At 61.5% G+C, this 20581-nt stretch carries 16 protein-coding genes; 5 read left to right on the top strand and 11 right to left on the bottom strand.

Going from position 1 to position 20581, the window contains the following annotated elements; all coding sequences use genetic code 11:
- Nucleotides 1-42: 42 nt before the first annotated feature.
- A complete protein-coding gene (locus tag PQU92_RS09705) occupies nt 43-471 on the bottom strand; it encodes a hypothetical protein (protein WP_272748016.1) in 429 nt (142 codons plus the stop codon).
- Between the two features lie 102 nt (nt 472-573).
- Between PQU92_RS09705 and PQU92_RS09700 the strand changes: the two genes are divergently transcribed.
- Entirely contained in the window at nt 574-696 is a 123-nt protein-coding gene (locus tag PQU92_RS09700) for a hypothetical protein (RefSeq protein ID WP_272748015.1), read from the top strand.
- 42 nt (nt 697-738) lie between these two features.
- On the opposite strand, the gene PQU92_RS09695 is transcribed toward PQU92_RS09700, so the two are convergent.
- The 5 genes from PQU92_RS09695 to PQU92_RS09675 all read right to left on the bottom strand — a co-directional run bounded on the left by PQU92_RS09695 (nt 739) and on the right by PQU92_RS09675 (nt 9366).
- Nucleotides 739-1134, bottom strand: coding sequence for a response regulator (locus PQU92_RS09695; protein ID WP_272748014.1), 396 nt, complete (start codon nt 1132-1134; stop codon nt 739-741).
- Nucleotides 1135-1343: 209 nt separating this feature from the next.
- Nucleotides 1344-2636 (bottom strand): pectate lyase, encoded by a 1293-nt coding sequence (pelA, locus tag PQU92_RS09690; protein ID WP_272748013.1) that lies wholly within the window; start codon nt 2634-2636, stop codon nt 1344-1346.
- A gap of 1 nt (nt 2637) precedes the next feature.
- Nucleotides 2638-4254, bottom strand: coding sequence for a family 43 glycosylhydrolase (locus PQU92_RS09685; protein WP_272748012.1), 1617 nt, complete (start codon nt 4252-4254; stop codon nt 2638-2640).
- Nucleotides 4255-4263: 9 nt separating this feature from the next.
- Nucleotides 4264-5538 carry a pectate lyase family protein gene (locus PQU92_RS09680; RefSeq protein ID WP_272748011.1) on the bottom strand — a complete coding sequence of 425 codons (1275 nt, stop codon included), beginning with the start codon at nt 5536-5538 and terminating at the stop codon, nt 4264-4266.
- A 321-nt stretch (nt 5539-5859) separates the two neighbouring features.
- Nucleotides 5860-9366 (bottom strand): TonB-dependent receptor domain-containing protein, encoded by a 3507-nt coding sequence (locus PQU92_RS09675; protein WP_272748010.1) that lies wholly within the window; start codon nt 9364-9366, stop codon nt 5860-5862.
- Between the two features lie 404 nt (nt 9367-9770).
- Between PQU92_RS09675 and PQU92_RS09670 the strand changes: the two genes are divergently transcribed.
- Nucleotides 9771-12104 (top strand): glycoside hydrolase family 127 protein, encoded by a 2334-nt coding sequence (locus PQU92_RS09670; protein WP_272748009.1) that lies wholly within the window; start codon nt 9771-9773, stop codon nt 12102-12104.
- A gap of 89 nt (nt 12105-12193) precedes the next feature.
- On the top strand, nt 12194-14227 hold the full coding sequence (locus PQU92_RS09665) for a glycoside hydrolase family 43 protein (protein WP_272748008.1): 2034 nt from the start codon (nt 12194-12196) through the stop codon (nt 14225-14227).
- On the opposite strand, the gene PQU92_RS09660 is transcribed toward PQU92_RS09665, so the two are convergent.
- Both PQU92_RS09660 and PQU92_RS09655 read right to left on the bottom strand, forming a co-directional pair.
- Nucleotides 14228-15202 (bottom strand): nucleoside hydrolase, encoded by a 975-nt coding sequence (locus tag PQU92_RS09660; protein ID WP_272748007.1) that lies wholly within the window; start codon nt 15200-15202, stop codon nt 14228-14230. It abuts the gene before it with no gap.
- On the bottom strand, nt 15199-16173 hold the full coding sequence (locus PQU92_RS09655; protein WP_272748006.1) for a DUF2608 domain-containing protein: 975 nt from the start codon (nt 16171-16173) through the stop codon (nt 15199-15201). Before PQU92_RS09655 ends, PQU92_RS09660 begins: the two co-directional genes overlap by 4 nt.
- A 164-nt stretch (nt 16174-16337) precedes the next feature.
- Between PQU92_RS09655 and PQU92_RS09650 the strand changes: the two genes are divergently transcribed.
- Nucleotides 16338-17450 (top strand): esterase-like activity of phytase family protein, encoded by a 1113-nt coding sequence (locus tag PQU92_RS09650; protein ID WP_272748005.1) that lies wholly within the window; start codon nt 16338-16340, stop codon nt 17448-17450.
- Nucleotides 17450-18367: a ribokinase gene (gene rbsK, locus PQU92_RS09645; RefSeq protein WP_272748004.1), complete on the top strand. Its 918-nt coding sequence runs from the start codon at nt 17450-17452 to the stop codon at nt 18365-18367. Before PQU92_RS09650 ends, rbsK begins: the two co-directional genes overlap by 1 nt.
- On the opposite strand, the gene PQU92_RS09640 is transcribed toward rbsK, so the two are convergent.
- The 3 genes from PQU92_RS09640 to PQU92_RS09630 form a co-directional block, all read right to left on the bottom strand.
- The gene (locus PQU92_RS09640; protein WP_272748003.1) at nt 18364-19023 is read right to left on the bottom strand and encodes a hypothetical protein; all 660 of its coding nucleotides are present in this window, start codon (nt 19021-19023) and stop codon (nt 18364-18366) included. The genes rbsK and PQU92_RS09640 overlap by 4 nt on opposite strands.
- Before the next feature lie 274 nt (nt 19024-19297).
- Nucleotides 19298-19642 (bottom strand): MmcQ/YjbR family DNA-binding protein, encoded by a 345-nt coding sequence (locus tag PQU92_RS09635; RefSeq protein WP_272748002.1) that lies wholly within the window; start codon nt 19640-19642, stop codon nt 19298-19300.
- Between the two features lie 48 nt (nt 19643-19690).
- A complete protein-coding gene (locus PQU92_RS09630) occupies nt 19691-20569 on the bottom strand; it encodes a DUF4350 domain-containing protein (RefSeq protein WP_272748001.1) in 879 nt (292 codons plus the stop codon).
- Between the last annotated feature and the right edge of the window lie 12 nt (nt 20570-20581).

Here is a 20581-nt window from a genome sequence, read left to right as displayed (position 1 = left end):
ACCCATTGGCAACATCCCACCAGCCGAGGCCGAACAACTCTACTACGCTGCCCTCGACACTTTAGAATTGGCCGCGTAACTTAAACCAATGAGCCTCCGGCAAAGCCGGGGCGGTTCAGACAGGCCTTCATGCGGCTCCATCCCCATCACCCAGCGGGCCTGTGCCCCGAAACGCACCGCCTCCCCACTCTGGGCCGAGGCAAGCAGCGCCAGCAAGGCCTCTTCATCGCGGGTCAGTTCGATCAGGCCGGGCCGCCCCAGTTCCAGCTTGCGGCGGCCTTTCGACAGCGCGATCAGCCAGTCGTAGAACGCGCCCACCCCGGCTGAGGGCTCGGGTCCGAAAGCATGGACGAACTCCCGCTGGAGCATCCGGCAGTGCGGCGAACAGGCGACCGACGTCCGCAACGCCCAGGCCAGAAAATGTTCGACATAGCGCAGGCTGCGCAGATCGCGCCCCCGGTTATCACGCATCGACTGTGCCGTCATGGCGTCTCGCCCCTTGTAATTAAGAATAATTCTCATTAACATTGGCAAATCATGATGGCAACCGATTCCCCGCGAAAGGCACGAAAAATGTTCAGTGAACCGACTCTGAAAGAGATGCTCGACGATCCCGTCGTGCGATTGCTGATGCACCGCGACGGCATCCACCCTGACGATGTTCGTCATGTCATGCGGGCGATTATGAAGGCCTGAGCAGATGGAGAGCAGGCAAGGTTGCCGTGGCCAGAATCTTTCTTAAGCCGAGGTCAGGGCGTCCAGCTTGGCCTGTAACTCATCCGGTTTGAACGGCTTCGACATATAGTCGTCCATCCCCGCCGCCAGACAGGCGTCCCGATCTCCCGACAGGGCATGCGCCGTCAGGGCGACGATCTTGACCGGGCGGTTGCGACTGACGCGTTCATACTGGCGGATGCGACGCGTGGCCTCGTACCCGTCCATGACCGGCATCTGAAGATCCATCAGAATGATGTCGTAGGCTCCGGTCTCGAAAGCCTTTACCGCCTCTTCGCCATCTTCAGCCGCGTCATAGGCATAGCCCAGTCGTTCCAGCAGGATACCCGCCACAAGCCGATTGGCGGGATTGTCCTCGACCAGCAGAATGCGCGAGGCTTTGGCGGCGTCCAGGCTCATCACACAAAGGCACCCTTGCGCCGCAAGGGTGCCTTGAACGTGGCGGAGCAGATGGACTTCATACAACAGGGCCCGAATCGAGGTGACGCATTAACCTCAAACAGGTCACAGGGGTTGTAAAAAATCCATAATAACTTCCTTTACATAATCGCGCATTTTATCCGCTGTTTCGTCAGCGGCGATCAGCCCCGCAATGAGGACAGCCGGGGTCATGCGTGGCTTTCTTTCCATTTGGCGTACCGGTTCAACGCGCTGGCGGCACTGTTATTGTACCAGGAATAGCCGCGACGGCGTTCCGGTTCGACATCGGTGATTGTGTCGTGCAGGGTCTTCGAACGGTTGCCGAAGATCGGCTTCAGCGTCTTCATATCGTAATAGCGCGACCACAGCGGCCCGGCGCCGTCCTTCGGCGTCAGCAGACGATCCTGACCGTCGGGCGTTTTCGCAAACACCATGCCTTCGATCTTCAGCTTTTCCAGCATGGCCGCCCCGGCATGGACCGCCGCGACGATGTCTTTCGACGGCGCGTTCAGCTTCATCAGATAGGTCAGGACCGAGGCGCTTTCGCTCGACGACAGGGCTGGCGGCTCATAATTGCGCGCCGAGGTCGGCGTCAGGGTCAGGGGATCATACTGCTGCGCCCACAGGGTGCGCTTGCCGTCGATGATGACCTGCGCATCGAGCAGCACCTGAATGGCGCGCGTTTCCGCCGCAGCGGTTTTAGCCCGCAACTCTGCGGACACGGCGGCAAAGTCGCCCTCCCCGCGCCCGGCATCGCCCATCAGTTGCATGACCGAGGACATGGCATTGTCATTCAGCGTCATGCCGTCGTGATAGCCGCCGGTCAGCGGCCACACTTGCGGCCAGCCGCCATTGGGGAACTGCGCGTTGAGCAGATATTGGAGCCCGCGCAAGGCACTGGCGCGATAGGCCTCCACCTTGGTCGCGGCAAAGACTTTGAACAGGAAGCGCGTTTCAGTGATCGTCGCGTCGTTGTCGATCGTCCCGACATAGCCCCAGCCCGGCAGATGCGGCGCATCGAAGTCGTCCGGCTTCTGGTTCGGCGGCATATTGTTGGCGACGTAATGCTGCCCTTTTAGGCGCACCGGACCATTGCGCGGCTGGTTCTTGCCCCAGCCGCCCGCAGGCGTCTGAAAGCTGACGATATTATCGGCGACAGCCCTGGCCTCGACAGACTCGTACCATTCGGCGGGCTTATCGAGCGGCATGGTGGCTTCGCCATTGCCGCCCTTGGGGCCGTCGGGGATGGTCGTCATCCCCTCGCGCTCGGCCTTGAGCGCCGCCTGATCGGCAGCCATCGCGACTTCGGAACGCTTGAGATAGTCGAGCCACGCCTGACGCTGGGCGGCAGGCAGGGTGTTGATGCGTTCGACCGTGAGCGCCGGGAACGGCGTATTGACGCCGATCTGCGCCGCGAAGGCCGGAACGGCACCAGCCAGAGGCAGGACGGCCAGGCTGGCGAGGAAATGACGACGGTGCATATCAGAGCGCCCTGTAGATGAAGTTCTTGAAACGCACCTCGCCCTCGCCCGCCGCATAGAGGCCGGGCTTGAGCATGAGGAAGCCGCCGCGCACATTGTGATGATAGCCCGAGACTTCCATCCCGCGGTCGAAGCGCTTCCAGGTCACGCCGTCAGACGAGGTATGGAAGCTGACGATATGGCGGTCGTTGCGCAGGCGCATCTTCATCTTCTGGCCGTGCGGATTGGCCGGACGGCCGCGCTCGATGCCGTACTGATGGGTGACGAAGTTCTTCTCGCCGAAGCCCAGCCCGCAATAGAGCTTGGAGTCGTAGAACAGGATCAGGCCGCCGCGCGCCTTCGGATCGATCTCGATCTCGCACTCGATCTCATAGGCCTGATCACCCGTCACAAAGATCAGTGGCGACGACGTTGACGGCGCTTCGCCGGTCGCCTTGAGGTGCATCACGCCGTCCTTGCGCACGATGCGCTCGGCCTCGGTGGTCGACGGATTGAAGAAGTTCCACTGCGTCCCGTATTTGTCGGTTTTGAAGTCGTCCGACAGGGCCAGACCGTGCGGCACGGCCTTGCCACCTTTCGGCTTCGGCAGAGGCTTCGACAGGTCGCCACCGCCGAAATCGAACCAGCCGTCCTTCGACCACGCGACCGGCGCCAGAAGCGTCTGCCGCCCCAGCGTCCAGAAGCCGTTTTCATAACCGTGATAGACGCTCCACCAGTCGCCCGTCGGGCCTTCGACCAGCGTCGCATGGCCGCGCGACCACCACTTTTCGTCCAGCGACGTCGTGCGCACCAGCGGGTTGCGCGGATGCTGCTCCCACGGGCCGTTGATCGACTTGGACCGCGCGGCGATGACCATGTGCCCGGTCGGCGGACCCGCCGTGCCGCCGACGGCGAGGATCAGGTAATAATAGTCGCCGTGTTTGGTGACCTTGGGACCTTCGGGCGAGAAGCCTTCGACGTCCCAGGTGTCGGGATAACGCCAGGGATCATAGACGTGCTCGGTCGCACCCACCGTCGACAGCCCGTCGTCGCTCAGGCGCACACGGTCGCCGCCCGACAGGAACAGCCAGCGCGAGCCGTCTTCGCCGACCGCATGACCCGGGTCGATGTGGCGCGGCAGGTTGAGGTCGATCGGCTCGGACCACGGCCCCTTGATATCGTCGGCCCAGATGACCCACGAGGTCGTCTTCGAATCCGGTGCCGAGGTCTTCTTGGTCGGGATATAGAGGAAGAAGCGACCCTTATGCTTGGTCAGTTCCGGCGCCCAGACCGAACCGACGTTTTTGGTCAACGCCGCGGTGATCGGCTGCCAGTTGACCAGATCCTGCGAATGCCAGATGACCAGACCCGGATAGGCGTCGAAGGTCGAAAAGGTCATATAGTAGTCTTTGCCGTCCTTCAGAATCGACGGGTCGGGATGGTCGCCGGCCATGATCGGATTGAGGAAGGTACCATCGCCCAGATCGGCCTTTCGCTGGCCTTCGATCCCTTTTGCCCAGGTTTTGGGCTTGACGGGCGTGGCAGCCTTTTTGGCGGCGGCTTCGGCGGTCAGCGGCGCACCGAACAGCAGTGCACCCAGCCCTACCGATTTGAGGGCGTTTCTCCGATTGGTCGTCATGGCATTTCCTTATTTTATGAGCGTTTTTGTATTGAACGTCCGGCGCGTCGCTGTCCGTTGCGGATAGCCGCCGACCTCGGCTTCCGAATCGATGAGTTTGCCTCTACCCGACTTAGCGTCGGCGATGATGCGCGCATCGATCGGATCGCGCGCCCACGGGCGGCTGCCGACATTCTTATAGACCGAGGCCTCGACCTGAGCGGCGGGACGGACCACCAGACCGGTGGGCCACAGGGCTTCCTTTGGCATCGAGCGGATATAGGCCTGCGCCACATAGGGACCGGTGTCGAAATAGCCGTCCGGTCGCGCCTGATAATAGCCGATGGACGCAATGGCCGAACCGTCGGCGCGCGTGGCGATATTGTCCGTCGCGTGGAGCATCAGGTCGCCCTGCCCCCCGAACAGCAACAGCGGCGTGTCCTTAGGCGTATCGACCCCGCCGCGCAGGACATTACCGCGCAGGATCATCCGGCCCGGCTGCGGTGTGCGGCCTGTCCACTGCTCCGCAACCAGAGTATATTGCGTGCAGGTATGGCCCGGATTGACGAAAACGTTGTTGACGATGACGGCTTCGGCCCCGCCCTTGACCAGCGGATGACGCTCATTGTTATGGGCGTAGAGATTGCCGGTCAGAAGCACGCCGGTGACGTTGTCGTGGATCAGCGAGCCCATCGAATGCGGGCCTTTGGAATGGCTGGCGTCGCGTAAGGATTCGGCGATCAGGTTGTTCGAAAAGGTAACATTGTGCGACGTATTGCGCCGCCAGTTTTCGAGCGTGTCGCCTTGAAAGCGTGGCCCAGATGCCGACAGGGCCTCGTCCACCGCCCAGGTGAAACTGCAATGATCGATCAGCACATTATGCGAGGCGACGGTCGAAAGGCCATCCGGCTCGAAGCCGCTCTTCTTGGCCATACCCGCCGTACCGGGACGGATGGCTATGTGGCGGACGATGACGTCGTGCGCCGAAATCTGCATTCCGCCCTTGATCAGGGTGATGCCAGGGTCCGGCGCTGTCTCACCCGCTATGGTCAGGAACGGTTCGGTGACCTTCAGCGAGGTCTTGTTGAGATCGATGACCCCGCCGACCTCGAAGACCACGATGCGCGGGCCCTTGGCGTCCAGCGCCGCCTTCAGCGAGCCTTCGCCCGAGGCGTTGAGATTGGTCACACGCAGTATCTGCCCGCCCGTGCCGCCCGTGAACGGCGCGGCCTGCGCCGGGACACAGGCGCCCGCAACAGCAATAGCGGGGATCAGCCCAAGGGCGCGGCGGCGGGTAAATAACATAAGAACTTCCGTCTATCTATTTACAAACACAGACAAAAAGACGGACGGCGGAAGCCTCCGTCGTCCGCTTAAGTGGCCAGCTTGAAACCTCACAGTCGAGGTAACGGGGAGCTGGAGCCCGAACAATGCCGCCACGCACCGCAAATGTGGCTGCCGGCGGCATCGAAACTCACAAAAAAGGCGCCCGGATGGCCGGAAGACATCCGGGACGCCATAGTCAGGAAAGACGTCCGCGCCTCAGACAAAAGCGCGGACAAGATGCTTAGTACTTACAATCGTGCATTCGATCCAAAAACCGCATGCACACTTTATGGCATGCACTTAGTACTTGTAACGCAAACCGACGCGGTAATTGACGCCAACCGAAGCGTAGTTGGAGACGACCGGATCAGTATAGGCGTAACGCTCGGACTTCTGATCCGTCAGGTTCAGGGCCTCGAAGCTCACGGCGATCTTCTTGGTCGGCTGATAGCGAACCGACATATCGACGTTCAGCGTTGCTTTCGAGCCGCCGAATTCGTTGATCAGCGGGGCGTCGCAGGCGGCGCCCGTCGTTTGCAGACCGGGTTGGCAGTTACCGGCAGCCAGCGGATAGGTGGTGTAGTACTCATCACGTTGCGACGCCGAAACGCGGGCATTAAACTTTTCCGTTTCGTAAAAGACGGTGAAGTTGATCGCTCGCGGCGATGCCCCCAGCCACGGTCCAGTGCCATAAACGGCGGGCGTGACGACGGCTCCGGTGGTGGCGTTCTTGGTGCCCGGATCGAGAATATAGTTCAGTTCGGTATCCAGTTCGGTCATGTTGAACTGAACGCCCAGGTTCTTGAAGTACCACGGCAGGAAGGTCAGATTCTGCTGATAGCTGAATTCCCAGCCCTGAACCGTACCGCCCGGCGCGTCGCGCACCTGACGTGCCTGAACCGGGTAATTGCCGTTGATATAGGCCAGACGGAAATTATCCGCCGCCGTACCGGTCGCGAACTGCGCCTTGAGCTGTTCGATGGCCTCAGCGTCGAGGAACTGCGACAGGGGGGCATCGTACAGAATGGTTTGCGGGTAGGAATTGATTTCCTTCTTGAAGATGGCGAAGGAGACCAGACCGCCCTTGGCAAAATACCATTCGGCACTCATGTCGTAGGCCGTACCGCGGAACGGCGACAGTTTGGGATTGCCGACCGAAAGCGTGCCGCCGACCGTCGTACCATCGCCGGGGATCGAGATGCCAGTCACCGCAGGCGACAGGTTGCCGAGCAACGGACGAGCGATTACCTTGGCGGCGCCGACGCGGATATAGAGGTCGTCATACACTTCCCACGCCGCGTTGAACGACGGCAGGGTGTCGTCATAGCTGTTGGTGCCGTAGATCGTGCGGCCCGCCGTCGTCTGACCGGTCGACAGGACGTCTGTATGCGCCTGACGGACACCGATATTACCGAACAGATTACGGCCGAAAACGTCGTAGTTGAAGTTCAGTTGCGCGTAATAGGCCTGCGTCTTTTCGGTCACCGCGAAGGTCGTAGTACGATTGCGCTTGGTCGTCACGCGCCAGTCGCCGTACTTGTTGATACAGTTGCAGGTAAAGCCAAAGACGTTGTCGAAGGCTTCGATTGACGGCGCGAAGAAGCTGGTCGTCGAACCCGCCGGCACATCCAGACCGTCGCCGAACTGAATCACGCGACCCAGAGACGCCACCGAAACGCCCGCTTCCTTTTCGGTCGGATTAAGCGTGTCGTTATTGCGTTCAAGCTGATTGGTCGAGAAGTCGTACTGGCGCGTGACGCCGCCGAACTTCCACGTCAGGTGATCGGTCCAGTCGTAGTTGAAGTCAGCCTTGAACCCGGAATATTCGTTTACGGTTTCGCGGATGTAATTCCGCATGCCCGAGAAGCCCTTGACAATGCCCCACTTCGTCGGATCGGCCGCATTGAAGCCGACATTGAACTTGGGCATGGCGGGATTGCCGCGTTCGTCAAAGATGAACGGCTCCTGCGCGTCCATGTAGTTGAACTCGACCAGAGTGCCCTGGTTCTTGTTCGTCGAACTGGACAGACCGAGCGTAAACTGGCTCGAAAGCTTGTCCGTGAAACGATGCGTCAGGTCGAACGAGACCTGAGCAAATTCGGTCGTATAGGCCCCGCGGTCGGCGGCGGAGCGCCAGTCGACGTTCTGTAGCTTCAGGTATTCGGCGTTCTGACCGATCACATCGGCTTCCAGCACCTTGACTGACGGACGTCCGATCAAATCACCGCGGAACGGCAGGGTCGAGGCGGCACCCATATAGCCCGGCGAGGCCGGATTGGTGTAATATTCGAAGGTATCGCGGTTATAGGGATTGAAGCTGAACGTATACCCCGTCAGTGGCGTGGTGCCGTAAAGTCGCTGACCGCAATCGATACCAGGGTTGAGATCGGTTTCGATCACCTCGGTACAGGTATTGGGGTAAAGGGCGCGACGCTGAGCATCGGTCAACTGCGTTCCATCCCGGGCCGTCGCAGTCGGCAAATTGCCACCATAAGTATTGGCAGGTTCGGTCGCCGGTGCGCGCGGAACATAATCGAACGCATAGGTATCGCTGGTGTTGTTGCGGTTCAGGCCCACCGGTGACAACTGATAGTTGGTGCTTTCGCTTTCAAACTTCGAGTACATGCCGTCGATCGTGAAGCGGGTCTTTTCGGACAGCTGCATCTGGAACGACGAAGTGATGCCGAGGCGCTCGGTAAAGGTGTCGCGTTGCTGGATGGCCGGCAGGGCCGGGAAACGGATCTGCGAATCGTTACAGCCCGGCGAGGTAGCCGTCAGATTGGCCAGCGGCGTGGCGACCGCCGCCGCACAGTTTGGATAAAGCTTGGCGTAGGCCGTGGGATCGGACCCGGTCAGTTCGGCATAAGCCGCCGGATTGGATACGGGGTTGTAGTAGTTGTTGGGGTCCGCCTTATAGGTGTCGAGCGCGGCACCCGTGAGAGTCGTCGGGATCAGGGCGCGGAACACCGTCCCCGTCGGCGCGGCGAAGCCGGCGCGCCCGGGCAGTTCATTGCCAGCCCAGGTCGAACCGCGATAGACATAGTCGGACGAACCGACACCGCGCGAATAGTTGTCGTCTTCCGAATTACGCTTGGCATAGGCCACCGACATCAGGAAGCCGAGACGGCCGTCGGCCCAGCGCTTCGAAAACAGACCGGCGACGCGCGGGCTGTGGGTGCCGCCGTTCTGATAGTAGGAATCTTCCATCGAGAAGGCGTAGGCATCCTTCTTATAATCGAACGGACGCCCCGTGATCAGATCGACAGTTGCCCCCAGCGAGCCTTCGTCGGTCGCGGCGGATGCCGTCTTCTGAACCCGCAGGCTGTTGAACAGTTCCGACGCGAAGGCGTTGAAGTCGAAGGCGCGCGAGCGGTTCGGTGACGAACCGGCATCGTTCGAGGCGCCGGTCGACAGGGCTTCCATATTATTGATGCGAACGCGGGTAAAGTCACCTCCCAGGCCACGCACCGAAATGGTACGGCCTTCGCCATTATCGCGATCGATCGAGATGCCGGGAATGCGTTGCAGCGACTCGGCGAGGTTCGAATCCGGGAAGTCGGCGATGTCCTCGGCATTGATCGCGTCGAGCATGACGTCGGCCTTGCGCTTCGTATTCAGCGCGCTTTGCAACGAAGCCCGATAGCCGGTAACGACCACGGTGGTCGTATCATCGTTCGCCGCAGCGGCAGGCGCGGCGTCCTGAGCGTAGGCGCCTCCTGCGGCCAGCAGCGCCGTCATGGCAGCCAGAGAAATGCCTTTACGCAGAGCCAAAGACGCATTTCGACTGTCGGTTTTGAAGTATTTCATAATTATCATCCCTGTTGTGACACGGGTCGATTTTTCGACGCCATTATTGTTAGGCCACGCATATTGATACCGGCATCATATCCGGAATCGTACATATGCGTCACCTTTCAGACATTGTTAGCGCTATCTTTTGCATCCCTGCAAGTCCAAACATCGTCACCGCGCCACTTTTCCCCTTGCCTTTTGTGACTAGTGGTCCGGATGTGTTTTTTTTGACACTAAATCCGCAGGTACCGGAAGGTTTAGACTTAATAGCGCGAATTATTATATAAATGCCGCAAGACAAGCCGGAACAGCGCTGTCAACGATTTGCCCGTGGCTGCAACCACGCAAACGCCTATTTACTCAGACAAAAACACCTTTATAAGACAGGGCAAGGCACAAAATCGCCAGAGAGGAAGCACATGGACAGGATCACACGGCGGGGCGTCATCAGGAGCGGCGGGCTTGGTGCCGGTTTCATGGGCGCGGCAGGTCTTTCGGCGACGGTTTCGGCCCATGCCGCCACCGGCCCCGCCGTCAGTTCCTTTCCGCTGGCGCAGGTCCGTCTGCGTCCCTCCCCCTTTCTCACCTCGATCGAGGCCAATCAGCGCTACCTTCTGGCGTTGAGCGCCGACCGTTTGCTGCATAATTTCCGTGCGGGCGCGGGCCTTGAGCCGAAGGGCGCGGTCTATGGCGGCTGGGAAGCGCGCGGTATCGCCGGACACAGCCTCGGCCATTACCTGTCGGCCCTGTCGCTGATGTACGCCCAGACGGGCGACGTTCGCTTCAAAGACCGCGCCGCCTATGTGGTGCAGGAACTGAAAACCATTCAGGCCAGGAACGGCGATGGCTATGCGGGCGGCACCACCGTCGACCGCGGGGGTAAAACCCTTGACGGCAAGATCGTCTATGAGGAACTGCGCAAGGGCGATATCCGTACCGGCGGGTTCGATCTCAATGGTGGCTGGGTGCCGCTCTATACCTATCACAAGGTATTTGCCGGGGCGCTCGATGCCCACCGCCTGACGGGTGACACCGACGCGCTGGGCGTGGCGGTGGGGCTTGGCGACTATCTGGGGACCATCCTCGAAGGTCTCAGCGACGAACAGATCCAGCAGATCCTGCGCGCCGAGCATGGCGGCCTCAATGAATCGTTTGCCGAACTTCACGCCCGGACCGGCCATAAGCGCTGGCTGACCCTGGCCGAGCGCGTCGGGCACAAGGCCATCCTCGATCCCCTGAGCGAAGGCCGCGACGAACTGAACGGCAAACACGCCAACACCCAGATTCCCAAGGTCATCGGTGCGGCGCGGCTGTATGAACTGACGCACAATCCGCGACACGCCCGGACGGCCATGTTCTTCTGGGAGACGGTGACCAAAGACCATTCCTACGTCATCGGCGGCAATTCAGACCACGAACACTTCGGCAAGCCGAAGCAGTTGTCGACGCGGCTGGATCAGCAGACCTGCGAGGCGTGCAACAGCTACAACATGCTGCGCCTGACGCGGCACCTGTACGGCTGGAGCGGCAAGGCGGCCTATTTCGACTATTTCGAACGCGCTCACCTCAACCACATCATGTCGCAGCAGGACCCGAAAACCGGCATGTTCACCTATTTCACGCCGCTGGTGTCGGGTTTCGGGCGCGTCCATTCGGACCCGGAAAACGACTTCTGGTGCTGCGTTGGTTCGGGCATGGAAAGCCATTCGAAACACGGCGAAAGCATCTACTGGAAACGTGGCAGCCGCGTCATCGTCAATCTCTACTACGCTTCAACCCTGAACGCCCCCGAAGCGAAACTGACGCTCGACAGCGCCTACCCTTACGGCGACACGGCGACGATCACCGTGCAAAAGGCACCGAAGGAACTGGCGCTGCGCGTCCCCAACTGGTGCACGACGCCGTCGGTCACCGTCAATAACAAGCCCGCCGGCAAGCGTGAAGACGGCTATATCGTCCTGAGCGGTCTCAAAGCCGGGGACAAGGTGGCGGTGAAACTCCCCATGCCGGTCCGCGTCGAGACCATGCCCGACGATGAACGGGTGCTCGCCTTCCTCAGCGGACCTCTGGTTCTGGCCGCCGATCTGGGCCCGACCACCACGCCGTGGGAAGGCTTCGATCCCGCCGTGGTGTCGGACAGCGCCGACAATCTCCTGACGAAGACCGCAACGGCGCACAGCTACACGCTCGGCGGCAAGGGACGCCCCGACACCCTGAAACTGCGCCCCTTCCTCGAACAGCACCACAACCGCACCGCTGTCTATTTCCGCCGTTTCGGCACGGCGGAATGGGTCTCTACCGAGGCCAGCTATGTGGCGGCGGCAAAGGAGCGCGCCGATATCCGCGCCCGGACCGTCGACGTTATCCGGCTCGGGGAACAGCAGCCGGAAAAGGATCATAATTTCGACGGCACGCCCAATACGGCCACCATCACCCACATCGCCGAACGCGGACGACTGGTCATGAAGGGCTTCTTCGAATTCGACATGGCGGTCGGCGACGGTCCTCTGGCGCTTCAGGTCACCTATGGCGGGCGGGAACGCAACAAGGCCTTCCGCATTTTGGTCGACGGCAAGGTGCTGGCGGAGGAAACCCTGTCCGGCGATCCCCAGACGACCGCCAACCTGAAGACCTATCCCCTCGCCCCGGACCTGACGACCGGCAAATCCCGGATACGAGTGCGCTTCGAAGCGACGCGCGATCAGTGGGCCTTCGTCTATGAGGCGCGGATTTTCAGAACAAGCGCGGCCTAAGAAGAGCAGGCCTCACGAGATCAGGCCTGAGCCAAATTGTCGGGGTTAATCCGGCGCAACAGACAGGAAAGACGAGCATGCGGCCTTGGATGGCGATAACGGGACTGCTGATGGTCAGCAGCCTGACGGCGGCGGCGCAGGATAAACCCCGGACCGTGCCGGCGCCCGCCACCTGGACCGCCGACAACGGCAATGGCACCTTTACCAACCCACTGTTTTACGACGAATTTTCCGACCCCGACCTGATCCGTGTCGGCGATGACTATTACCTGACCGGCACCACCATGCACTCCATGCCGGGCCTGCCGATCCTGCATTCGAAAGACCTGATCAACTGGACATTTCTCACCTACGCCTCGGACAAGCTCGATCTGGGGCCGCGTTTCCGGCTGGAGGACGGCAAGGATATCTATGGTCAGGGCATCTGGGCGCCCAGCTTCCGCTACCATAAGGGCACCTTCTACATTTTCAGCAATGTGAACGGCCAGAAGACGCAGGTTTTCCGCGCCACCGACCCGAAAGGGCCGTGGACGCGCAAGGAAATGAAGCGCTCCTTTCACGATTTGTCGGTGCTGTTCGACGACGACGGCAAGGTCTATGCGATCTGGGGCTATCAGGGCATCAAGATGGTGCAGCTGACCGACGACCTGACCGACGCCGTACCTGGCACCGAGCGCGAAATCATCCCGGCCTCCGCCGACCCGAAAGGCGGCATGGGCGAAGGCGTCCATTTCTACAAGTTCGACGGCAAGTACTATATCACCTCGGCGTGGTTTGCCGGACGAATGCGGATGCCGGCGGCGCGCGCCGACAACGTCTGGGGGCCTTACGAGGTCAATCCGGCGATCAGCACCGACGAGGATTTCGGTCTTGCCGAAGGCTACCGCCTTGAGGGCAAAACCGCGCCGTTTAAAATCATTCCGCCCAATCCCGCGCCCAATGGCCGCCTGTCGCTGCATCAGGGCGGCGTCGTGCAGACCCAGACCGGTGAATGGTGGGGCTTTTCGATGATGGATTACAACTCAGTCGGCCGTCTCCTCAGCCTTGCGCCGGTGACGTGGAAGGACGGCTGGCCCTATTTCGGCCTGCCCGGCAATCTGACGCGTAATCCGCGGACGTGGATAAAACCTGATACGGGCCACATTTCAGCGCCCCACGCCCCTTATGAACGCAGCGACGATTTCTCAGGCACTGCGCTGAAACCGGTCTGGCAATGGAGCCATGTGCCGGTCGATGGCAAGTGGTCGCTGAGCGAGCGCCCCGGCTTCCTGCGGCTGCGCGCCCTGCCCGCCAGTACCGTATGGGCCGCGCGCAACAGCCTGACCCAGCGCGCCATCGGACCTGAGTCGCGTCCGACCGTGGCGCTCGATGCCGCCGGGATGAAAACCGGCGACGTGGCGGGTCTGGCCCTGTTCAGCCAGCCCTATGCGTGGATCGGCGTAGAGAAGACCGCCACCGGCCTCGATATCGTGCAGTTCGATCAGCAGACCGGTGACAGCGCGCGCGTGAAGACCGGCGCGACGAAGCTGTGGCTGCGCGCCGACGCCGATTTCATGACGGAAAAGGCGCGGTTCAGCTATTCGACCGACGGCAAGGCCTTCACGGCTTTGGGCCGGGACTTCACCATGGTGTTTCAACTACGCACCTTTCAGGGCGTGCGCTACACCCTGTTCAATTACAACACCTTGGGGGTCGAAGGCGGCGTCGCCGATTTCGACTCGGTCGAGATTTTCGAGCCGCACCCCAGAGGTCTGAGACGCCCCATTCCCTACGGCAAGACCGTCGCCCTGACGGCGTTCGGCAAGACGACCGATCTGGCTACGGTATTGAAAACGAAACCGTTTACGGTTGTCGACACAAAGCTGGGTCGCGTAGCGCTGAAATCCGGCGACCGCTATCTGAGCGTTGATGGCACGGGCAAGGTCGGCCTTGCGGCAGGCACGCCGGGCCCTGCGCAAAGCTTCCAGTGGATCGAGACGCCGACGGGCGAACTGGTCCTGATGTCGCTGACAACGAACCGCTTCCTGCGCCTCGATCCTCAGACGGGCGCGGTCACTGCCGACAGCCCCGGCCCGCAATCCGACGGCAAGGACGGGGTGCGGTTTGTGTGGAAAGTGAAGTAGTTAACTGGCTTTCTTCAACTGCGCCTTGTCCGAAATGGTGCGGGCATAGGTGCCTAGCACGCCTTCGGCATCGACCGCGATGCACACGGTCTGGCTGGGGAGATTGTCCCATGCCCCCGGCGGGAACAGCAGGCCGTCCTGTTTGAGGATGGTCTGCCCCAAAGCGATACCGTCGCAGACCGCGCGCACCCCGCCCTTGGCATAGTCGAACAACTGCGGTTCGAACACGGCGATGGCGGCGGCCACGTCGTGCAGCGCGCAACCGGCGAAACCGTCGCGTTCCCGGTACAGCTTTTCGTAACCGCGTGAAATATCGAACAGGAACTTCCCCGTATCGCCGCCGGTTTCGGCCAGGGCCTGCGCGGCGGCGGTCGAGAAGATGCACTGCGTCGTCACATCGAGCCCGATGGCGCGGACCGGCCACGGGGCGGTGAAGACGCGGTCGGCGGCGTGCGGATCGTTGATGATATTGGCCTCGGCGACCGGTGAGACATTGCCGCGACGCGGTCCCCAGCCGAAGGCACCGCCCATGATGACGACTTCCTTCACCAGGCCGGTAATGCCCGGATCGAGTTCCAGCGCCAGCGCCAAATTGGTCAGCGGCCCGACCGCCAGCAGGGTCACCTCGCCCGGATATTCCCGGATCAGCTCGACGATGCGCACCGGCGCGGACGTGGCTTCCGCCTCGGCCGCAAAGCCTTGCAGGGCACCGATATCGCCCAGACCGTCATAGCCGTGGACGTGCGGCGCGGGCGTCGGCGCGGGCAGGTGCAGCGGCGTATGCGCCCCCTTATAGACCGGCACCGAAATGCCGAAACGCTGCGTCAGATAAAGGGCGTTGCGCGTAGTGATATCCACGCCGCCATTACCGAAGACCGTGGTGAGGGCCAGCAATTCGGCCTGAGGGTGTGCCCCGAGATAGGCCAGAGCCATGGCGTCGTCGATGCCCGGATCGGTGTCAAAAATGATCTTCACTGCGCAACCTCCAGCGGAGTCTGCGCGATCGGCGGCGCGCTGCACAGGTCCGACACGACCGCCAGACACATGATTTTCAGCGTCGTTTCGGCGATGGTGTCCGCCGTGCGCATCCGCTCCGGCGTGGCATGGATAGCGGCGACCTTGGGCCAGATGCGCTCGTAACGGTAAATATAGACCGGCACGGTCATGTCCTTGGCGGCGCGCACGACGTTCTCGATATTGCGTTTGCTGTCGTCGACAAAGATCACGGCGTCGAACTTCTGCCCCAGCGACCCGGCCAGCAGACGCAGCATGATGCCCTTGTCCTGACCGGTCGTCATCATGATACCGTCGGACACGGTGATGTCCTTGTAAGGGGTGTTCAAAAGCGCGACATTCAGCTTCTGTCCCGCTGCCCGGATCTCGGCGTCGCGCAGACGGCCGCTCTTGGTGCACAAAGGTTTGATGCACTCCGGTGCCTTCGACAGGTCAATTTTATTCAGTTCCAGCACGCGCTCGGTGGAACCGCGCAGAGCGGGATTGCGCGCCGTCAGGGCGAAAACGGGCAGGCCGCTGTCCTGAAGGCTGGCGATCAGCGCCGGACCGTCGGGCTGGGTCGGCATCATATTGGTCACCTGATACCAGACGGCCTGCTCGAAAAAGATCGGCTCGTAGTTCGGTGCCTGACCTTCGGGGGTTTTGGCGCGCACCTCAGCCATGCGTTCGGCCAGCCAGCCTTCGGAACCGAGGTCCTGCGGCATGGTCAGGATCGTGTCGTCGATATCGAAAACCACCAGAACGCGCTTTTTATGGGCGTGTTCGCTCAGAGCTTTTTCCACCGGCACCTTGAGATCGGTGACCGAATAGAACCCTTCCGGGCTCAGTTCGGGGTGAGCCGTTTGAGCCAGTGCGGTTTGGGCCAGCAGGGCCAGGCCGAAAGCCATGATCTTGAAGCTCCCCATGAGCTTCCGGGGGCGATAATCGCGCATGTCTGTTCCTTTTAGTCTCAGTTTCACAGGAAACCAGACCCGGCGGCGCTTCGCAAGCCTCTCCTTAGGTAAGTCTGCGCAATTGAAGGGGAAAACGCACGACCCCCATTTCTTTCCGCCCGAAATTGGGTTTACAATCAGATGAAACCATCGCGGAGCTTTTCATGCGCGCCTTTCGACGACTGTTATGTGCACTGGCCGCCTTTACCGCCCTGCCCGCCGCCGCCGAAACGCAACTGCGCCTGATCGGGGTCTATGAAGCGCCGGAAACGCTGGGGGACAAGGGGACCATCTTCGGCGGCATTTCCGGCATCGATTATAATCCTCGTTCCAAAAAATGGGTGCTGGTGTCGGACGACAAGTCCGAAGGCGGCCCTGCACGCTTCTATTTTGCCGACTTCACCTATGACGAAACCGGCATTCAGGGCCTACGCAAGGTGCGCAACGTCATCCTGCGCGACGACGAAGGCCGCCAGTTCGCCGACCCCAAGGTGGCCGACGTCGAAAAGCGCGAAGTCCCCGATGCCGAATCCATCCGCTTCGTACCAGGCACGTCGTGGTTCCGCCCACGCCTTCTGTGGTCGAGTGAAGGCTACAAAAAGGGCGGCTTCAACGCCCGTCTGCGCACCATCGATTTCAAGGGCAAGGTCAGGCCGGACACCTATAGGCTGCCTGCCGATGTGCGCTTCGATCCGTCGGAAACCGTCGGCATGCGGCACAATGCCGGTCCCGAAGGCATGAGTTTTTCCAGCGACGGCAAGGCCTTGTGGGTCTCTCTTGAAGGCCCGCTGATCGAGGACGGTCCTCTCCCCATCAAGGGCAAGGGTACGGTGACGCGCCTGATGAAGCTCGGGGACGCGCCGATGCAATACGCCTATCCGCTCGATGCGATTGTGCATCAACGTGACGGATTACAGGCCGACGACGGTATCTCCGAAGTCCTGGCCGTCAGCGACACGAAGCTGTGGGTCATCGAGCGCGCAGGCGAGGAACGCGCCAAAAACGACTGGGCCTTCCACGTCAAGCTCTACGAAGTCGATACGGCCAATGCCCTCGCCTATCCGCTCGGTCAGCCCCTGCCCGCCGATGCCGTGCCGTTGAAAAAGACCCTGCTGGTCGATTTCGACGGCTTCGGGATGAAATGGATCGACAATCTGGAAGGCATGACCTTCGGCCCGGTGCTGCGCAACGGCCATCGTTCGCTGGTCATGGTATCGGACAATAATTTCGCCAAAAACCAGTTAACTCAGTTCTTTGTTTTCGAGGTCCTTCCCTGATGTCGTTCATCGTTGTTCTCGGCTCCATCAATGTCGATTTCTTCATCCGTGTCGAAGCCCTACCCAAACCGAACGAAACCATCATGGGGCACGACACCGCCGTCGCCATGGGCGGTAAGGGCCTGAATCAGGCCGTCGCCGCCGCGCGATCGGGTGTCGAGACGCGGATGATCGGCGCGGTCGGCAGCGATAATTTCGGCGTTATGGCGCGTGATTTTCTGACCGCGCGCGGGGTCGACGACACGCATGTGGTGGCGCTCGATGAGGTGGGCACCGGCATGGCCAATATCCTCGTCGCTCCCGACGGTCAGAACATGATCGTCGTGTCGTCCGCCGCCAATGCGCGCCTGACGCCGGGTCATGCCGAACAAAACCAATACCTTATCGAAGGCGCGGGCGCTCTGGTGGTGCAGCTTGAAACCCCGCTGGAGACTCTGAAAACCGCGCTGGAAATCGCCACGGCGGCGGGGGTGAAAACCATCCTCAATCCCGCGCCGGTCGATCCGGGCGTCTTCGACCTGCTGCCCTTGTGCGAGGTGGTCACGCCGAACGAGACCGAACTGGCCAAACTGACCGGCATCGACGGTCAGGACGACGACTCGCTGATGACGGCCATGCAGACCCTGCGGGCGCATGGCGCCGAAACAGTCATCGTGACGCTGGGCGACAAGGGCTGCGCCGGTCTGATCGACGGCGAACTGGTCCGTCTGCCCGCGTTTAAGGTCGACGCCGTGGACGCGGTCGGCGCGGGCGACGTGTTCAACGGCGCACTGGCGGCACGGCTGGTGCTGGGCGACGACTATGTCAGCGCCATGCGCTACGCCTCGGCGGCCTCGGCGATTTCGGTGACGCGCTACTCCGCCGACGCCGCCCCGGACCGGGCCGAGGTCGAGGCGTTTCTGGCCCACAGGGGTTAATCATCATCCCAGCCCTGACGGCATTTTTTCTTGCCGTTAATCAGATCGTTAAGCCCCGGATAGGCCCCGGTGCCGTTACGATACTTGTCCCACTGCCGCTCGCGCTCGGCCAGGCACAGCTTGGTCGGACGGTTTTCCGGCGGCTTGTTCGGCAGGTCGATATCCCTGGGCGGCGACACGGGACAATCCTTGTCCATGGGCTTGCCCGCATTACGTTGCTGGATACACAAATCGCGTTTGAGCAGGGCGCGGGTCAGGCCGGCGCGGCCCTTGTCGCCGCCTTCGGGATAGGCGCGCGGCGTCACACCGGTACCGCTGGCACCGGCTTCGGCCTTCGGGGGCGCAGGCGGCGACGGCGATATCGGCAAGGACTCAGGGACCGGAGAATCTATCACCGGGACCGGGTGTATGACCGCCGGGCGCGGCCGCGCTTTCGTCGGCGATGGCGGCGCTTCGGACCGCTCGGGCACGGCCTCCAGCTTCGGCGGGCTTTCCAGCTGCGGCAGATACCACAACTCGACCGGAACAGGCTCGGGCACCGCGTCTTCGGGTACCGGCGCACTCAGCCACAGGACCAGCAGGAACAGCGCGTGGACGCCCAGCGCCACGCCCGTTCCCCACAGCCACCGTCCTGTCCCTGCCTTGCGTCGCGTCATCGCGGGCACTTACGCAGCCTACCGTGTCGGCATTACGGCGCGGGCATGACCGCGTTCGTTTTATTTAGGCCTGTTCACAACAAGGTGTTGCGGCATACCGGCCCCGGAGGCGTATAATCACAGCGTTATTTCATCGGGAAGGAGGTGCATTTCAATGCGTATCCCGAAAGTGAGCCCCAAGGTCGACGCCCTCATGGACAACGTCCTCCCTCTGGCCCTCGCGACGACCATGCTGCTGGCCTTCGCCGCTGCGGCCATGGCCGTTTTCTGAACGTCAGGCGTTTTGGGCGTCCCAGGCTTTTAGCGTCGTCTTCTTGACCTGGGCGCGCCAGACGCGTTCTATATTTGACCTTACCCAGTCCATATCGACCTTGTCGGGCCGCGCCAGAATCAGCGGCCACGGTCGGTGATGATCGGTGGTAAAGAAGGTCTCCGGATCGACCTCCAGCAGGAAGTCGCGCTCTTCGAACGACACCTTGAACACCGGGCAATCGTGCTTTGGGTTCCAGAAGAACATGGCCTTCTTGTTGACCTTGAACGAACGGGCGTCCCACGACATCGTCTCTTCGGTATCCGGATAGGCGAGCGTAATCTCGCGCAGCATTTCAAACGTCAGCATGGGACCTCCGTAAACCTATAGGTATCACGGTTTCATAATGTGCGCGCTTCAAAGCGCGCGCCCAAGCCAGCGCGCGGCATTGCGCGCAAAGGTTTCATTATCGAGCCCGGCGACGTTCATCCCCATTTCGATCCGCCCGCCGTCCGGGCGGTTGAAGACCTGAGCCGACAACATGCCGGCCTCTCCCTGCCCGATAAGTCGGCCCTGACCGTAATCCATGGCAAAGCCCTGATAACGGTCCTTGAGCACTGGCAAGCGGCTATCGCCGATCTGATCTTGCGTCGCCGCTTCGCGCGCCTCCGGCCCCAGCTTCAGAAGACCCGACGCCCCGGACGGCAGGCTAAGAGACTGCCCGGTAAAGGCGCGTACCCGCTTCAGCCCCTGAGTGACCGGATGCGGCAACAGGCCCGTCGTCGGCGTGTAGTCGATCTGGCTGGGGTTTCTGCGCCCCGGCTCGAACACCCAACCTTTACCCATCTCGAAGCCGAACGCGGCCGCCAGACCGCTGGCGGCCGCGCCGAAGGGCGCATGGTCGGCGATAAACCAAAGGGCACCACCGGAACGCACCCATTGCGTCAGGACGTTGCTCTCTTCGGGCGTAAAGGCGGGCTTACCGTTCTGACCGGCATTGGCGATGACCAGCAGACGCGTCCCCTCAAGACTATCCGCCGTGAACGGCGCGGTCCCGGCCTGCACATCCCAGCCGTCCGCCGCCATAACCGCCGCAAACGGCGCGTAACGACCGTCGCGCGTGTGGAAATTGCCATGCGCCTGATCAATCACCAGACGCGGCCGGTCTTTGAAGGCCGGGGTCACAGGCTGAGGCTTGAAGCGGGCATCGCTGGTCTGGACCTGAGCCGCCGCACCGGCGGTGAGCGCCATGCCGGTCAGGGCAACGGCCCCGGTTATCACGTCGCGTCGGTTCATCACATTCTCCCT

It is taken from the genome of Asticcacaulis aquaticus (genome assembly GCF_028550415.1).
Classification (GTDB): domain Bacteria; phylum Pseudomonadota; class Alphaproteobacteria; order Caulobacterales; family Caulobacteraceae; genus Asticcacaulis; species Asticcacaulis aquaticus.
The sequence above is the reverse complement of the archived record's forward strand: the minus strand, read 5'-3'. Positions and strand labels throughout refer to the sequence as shown.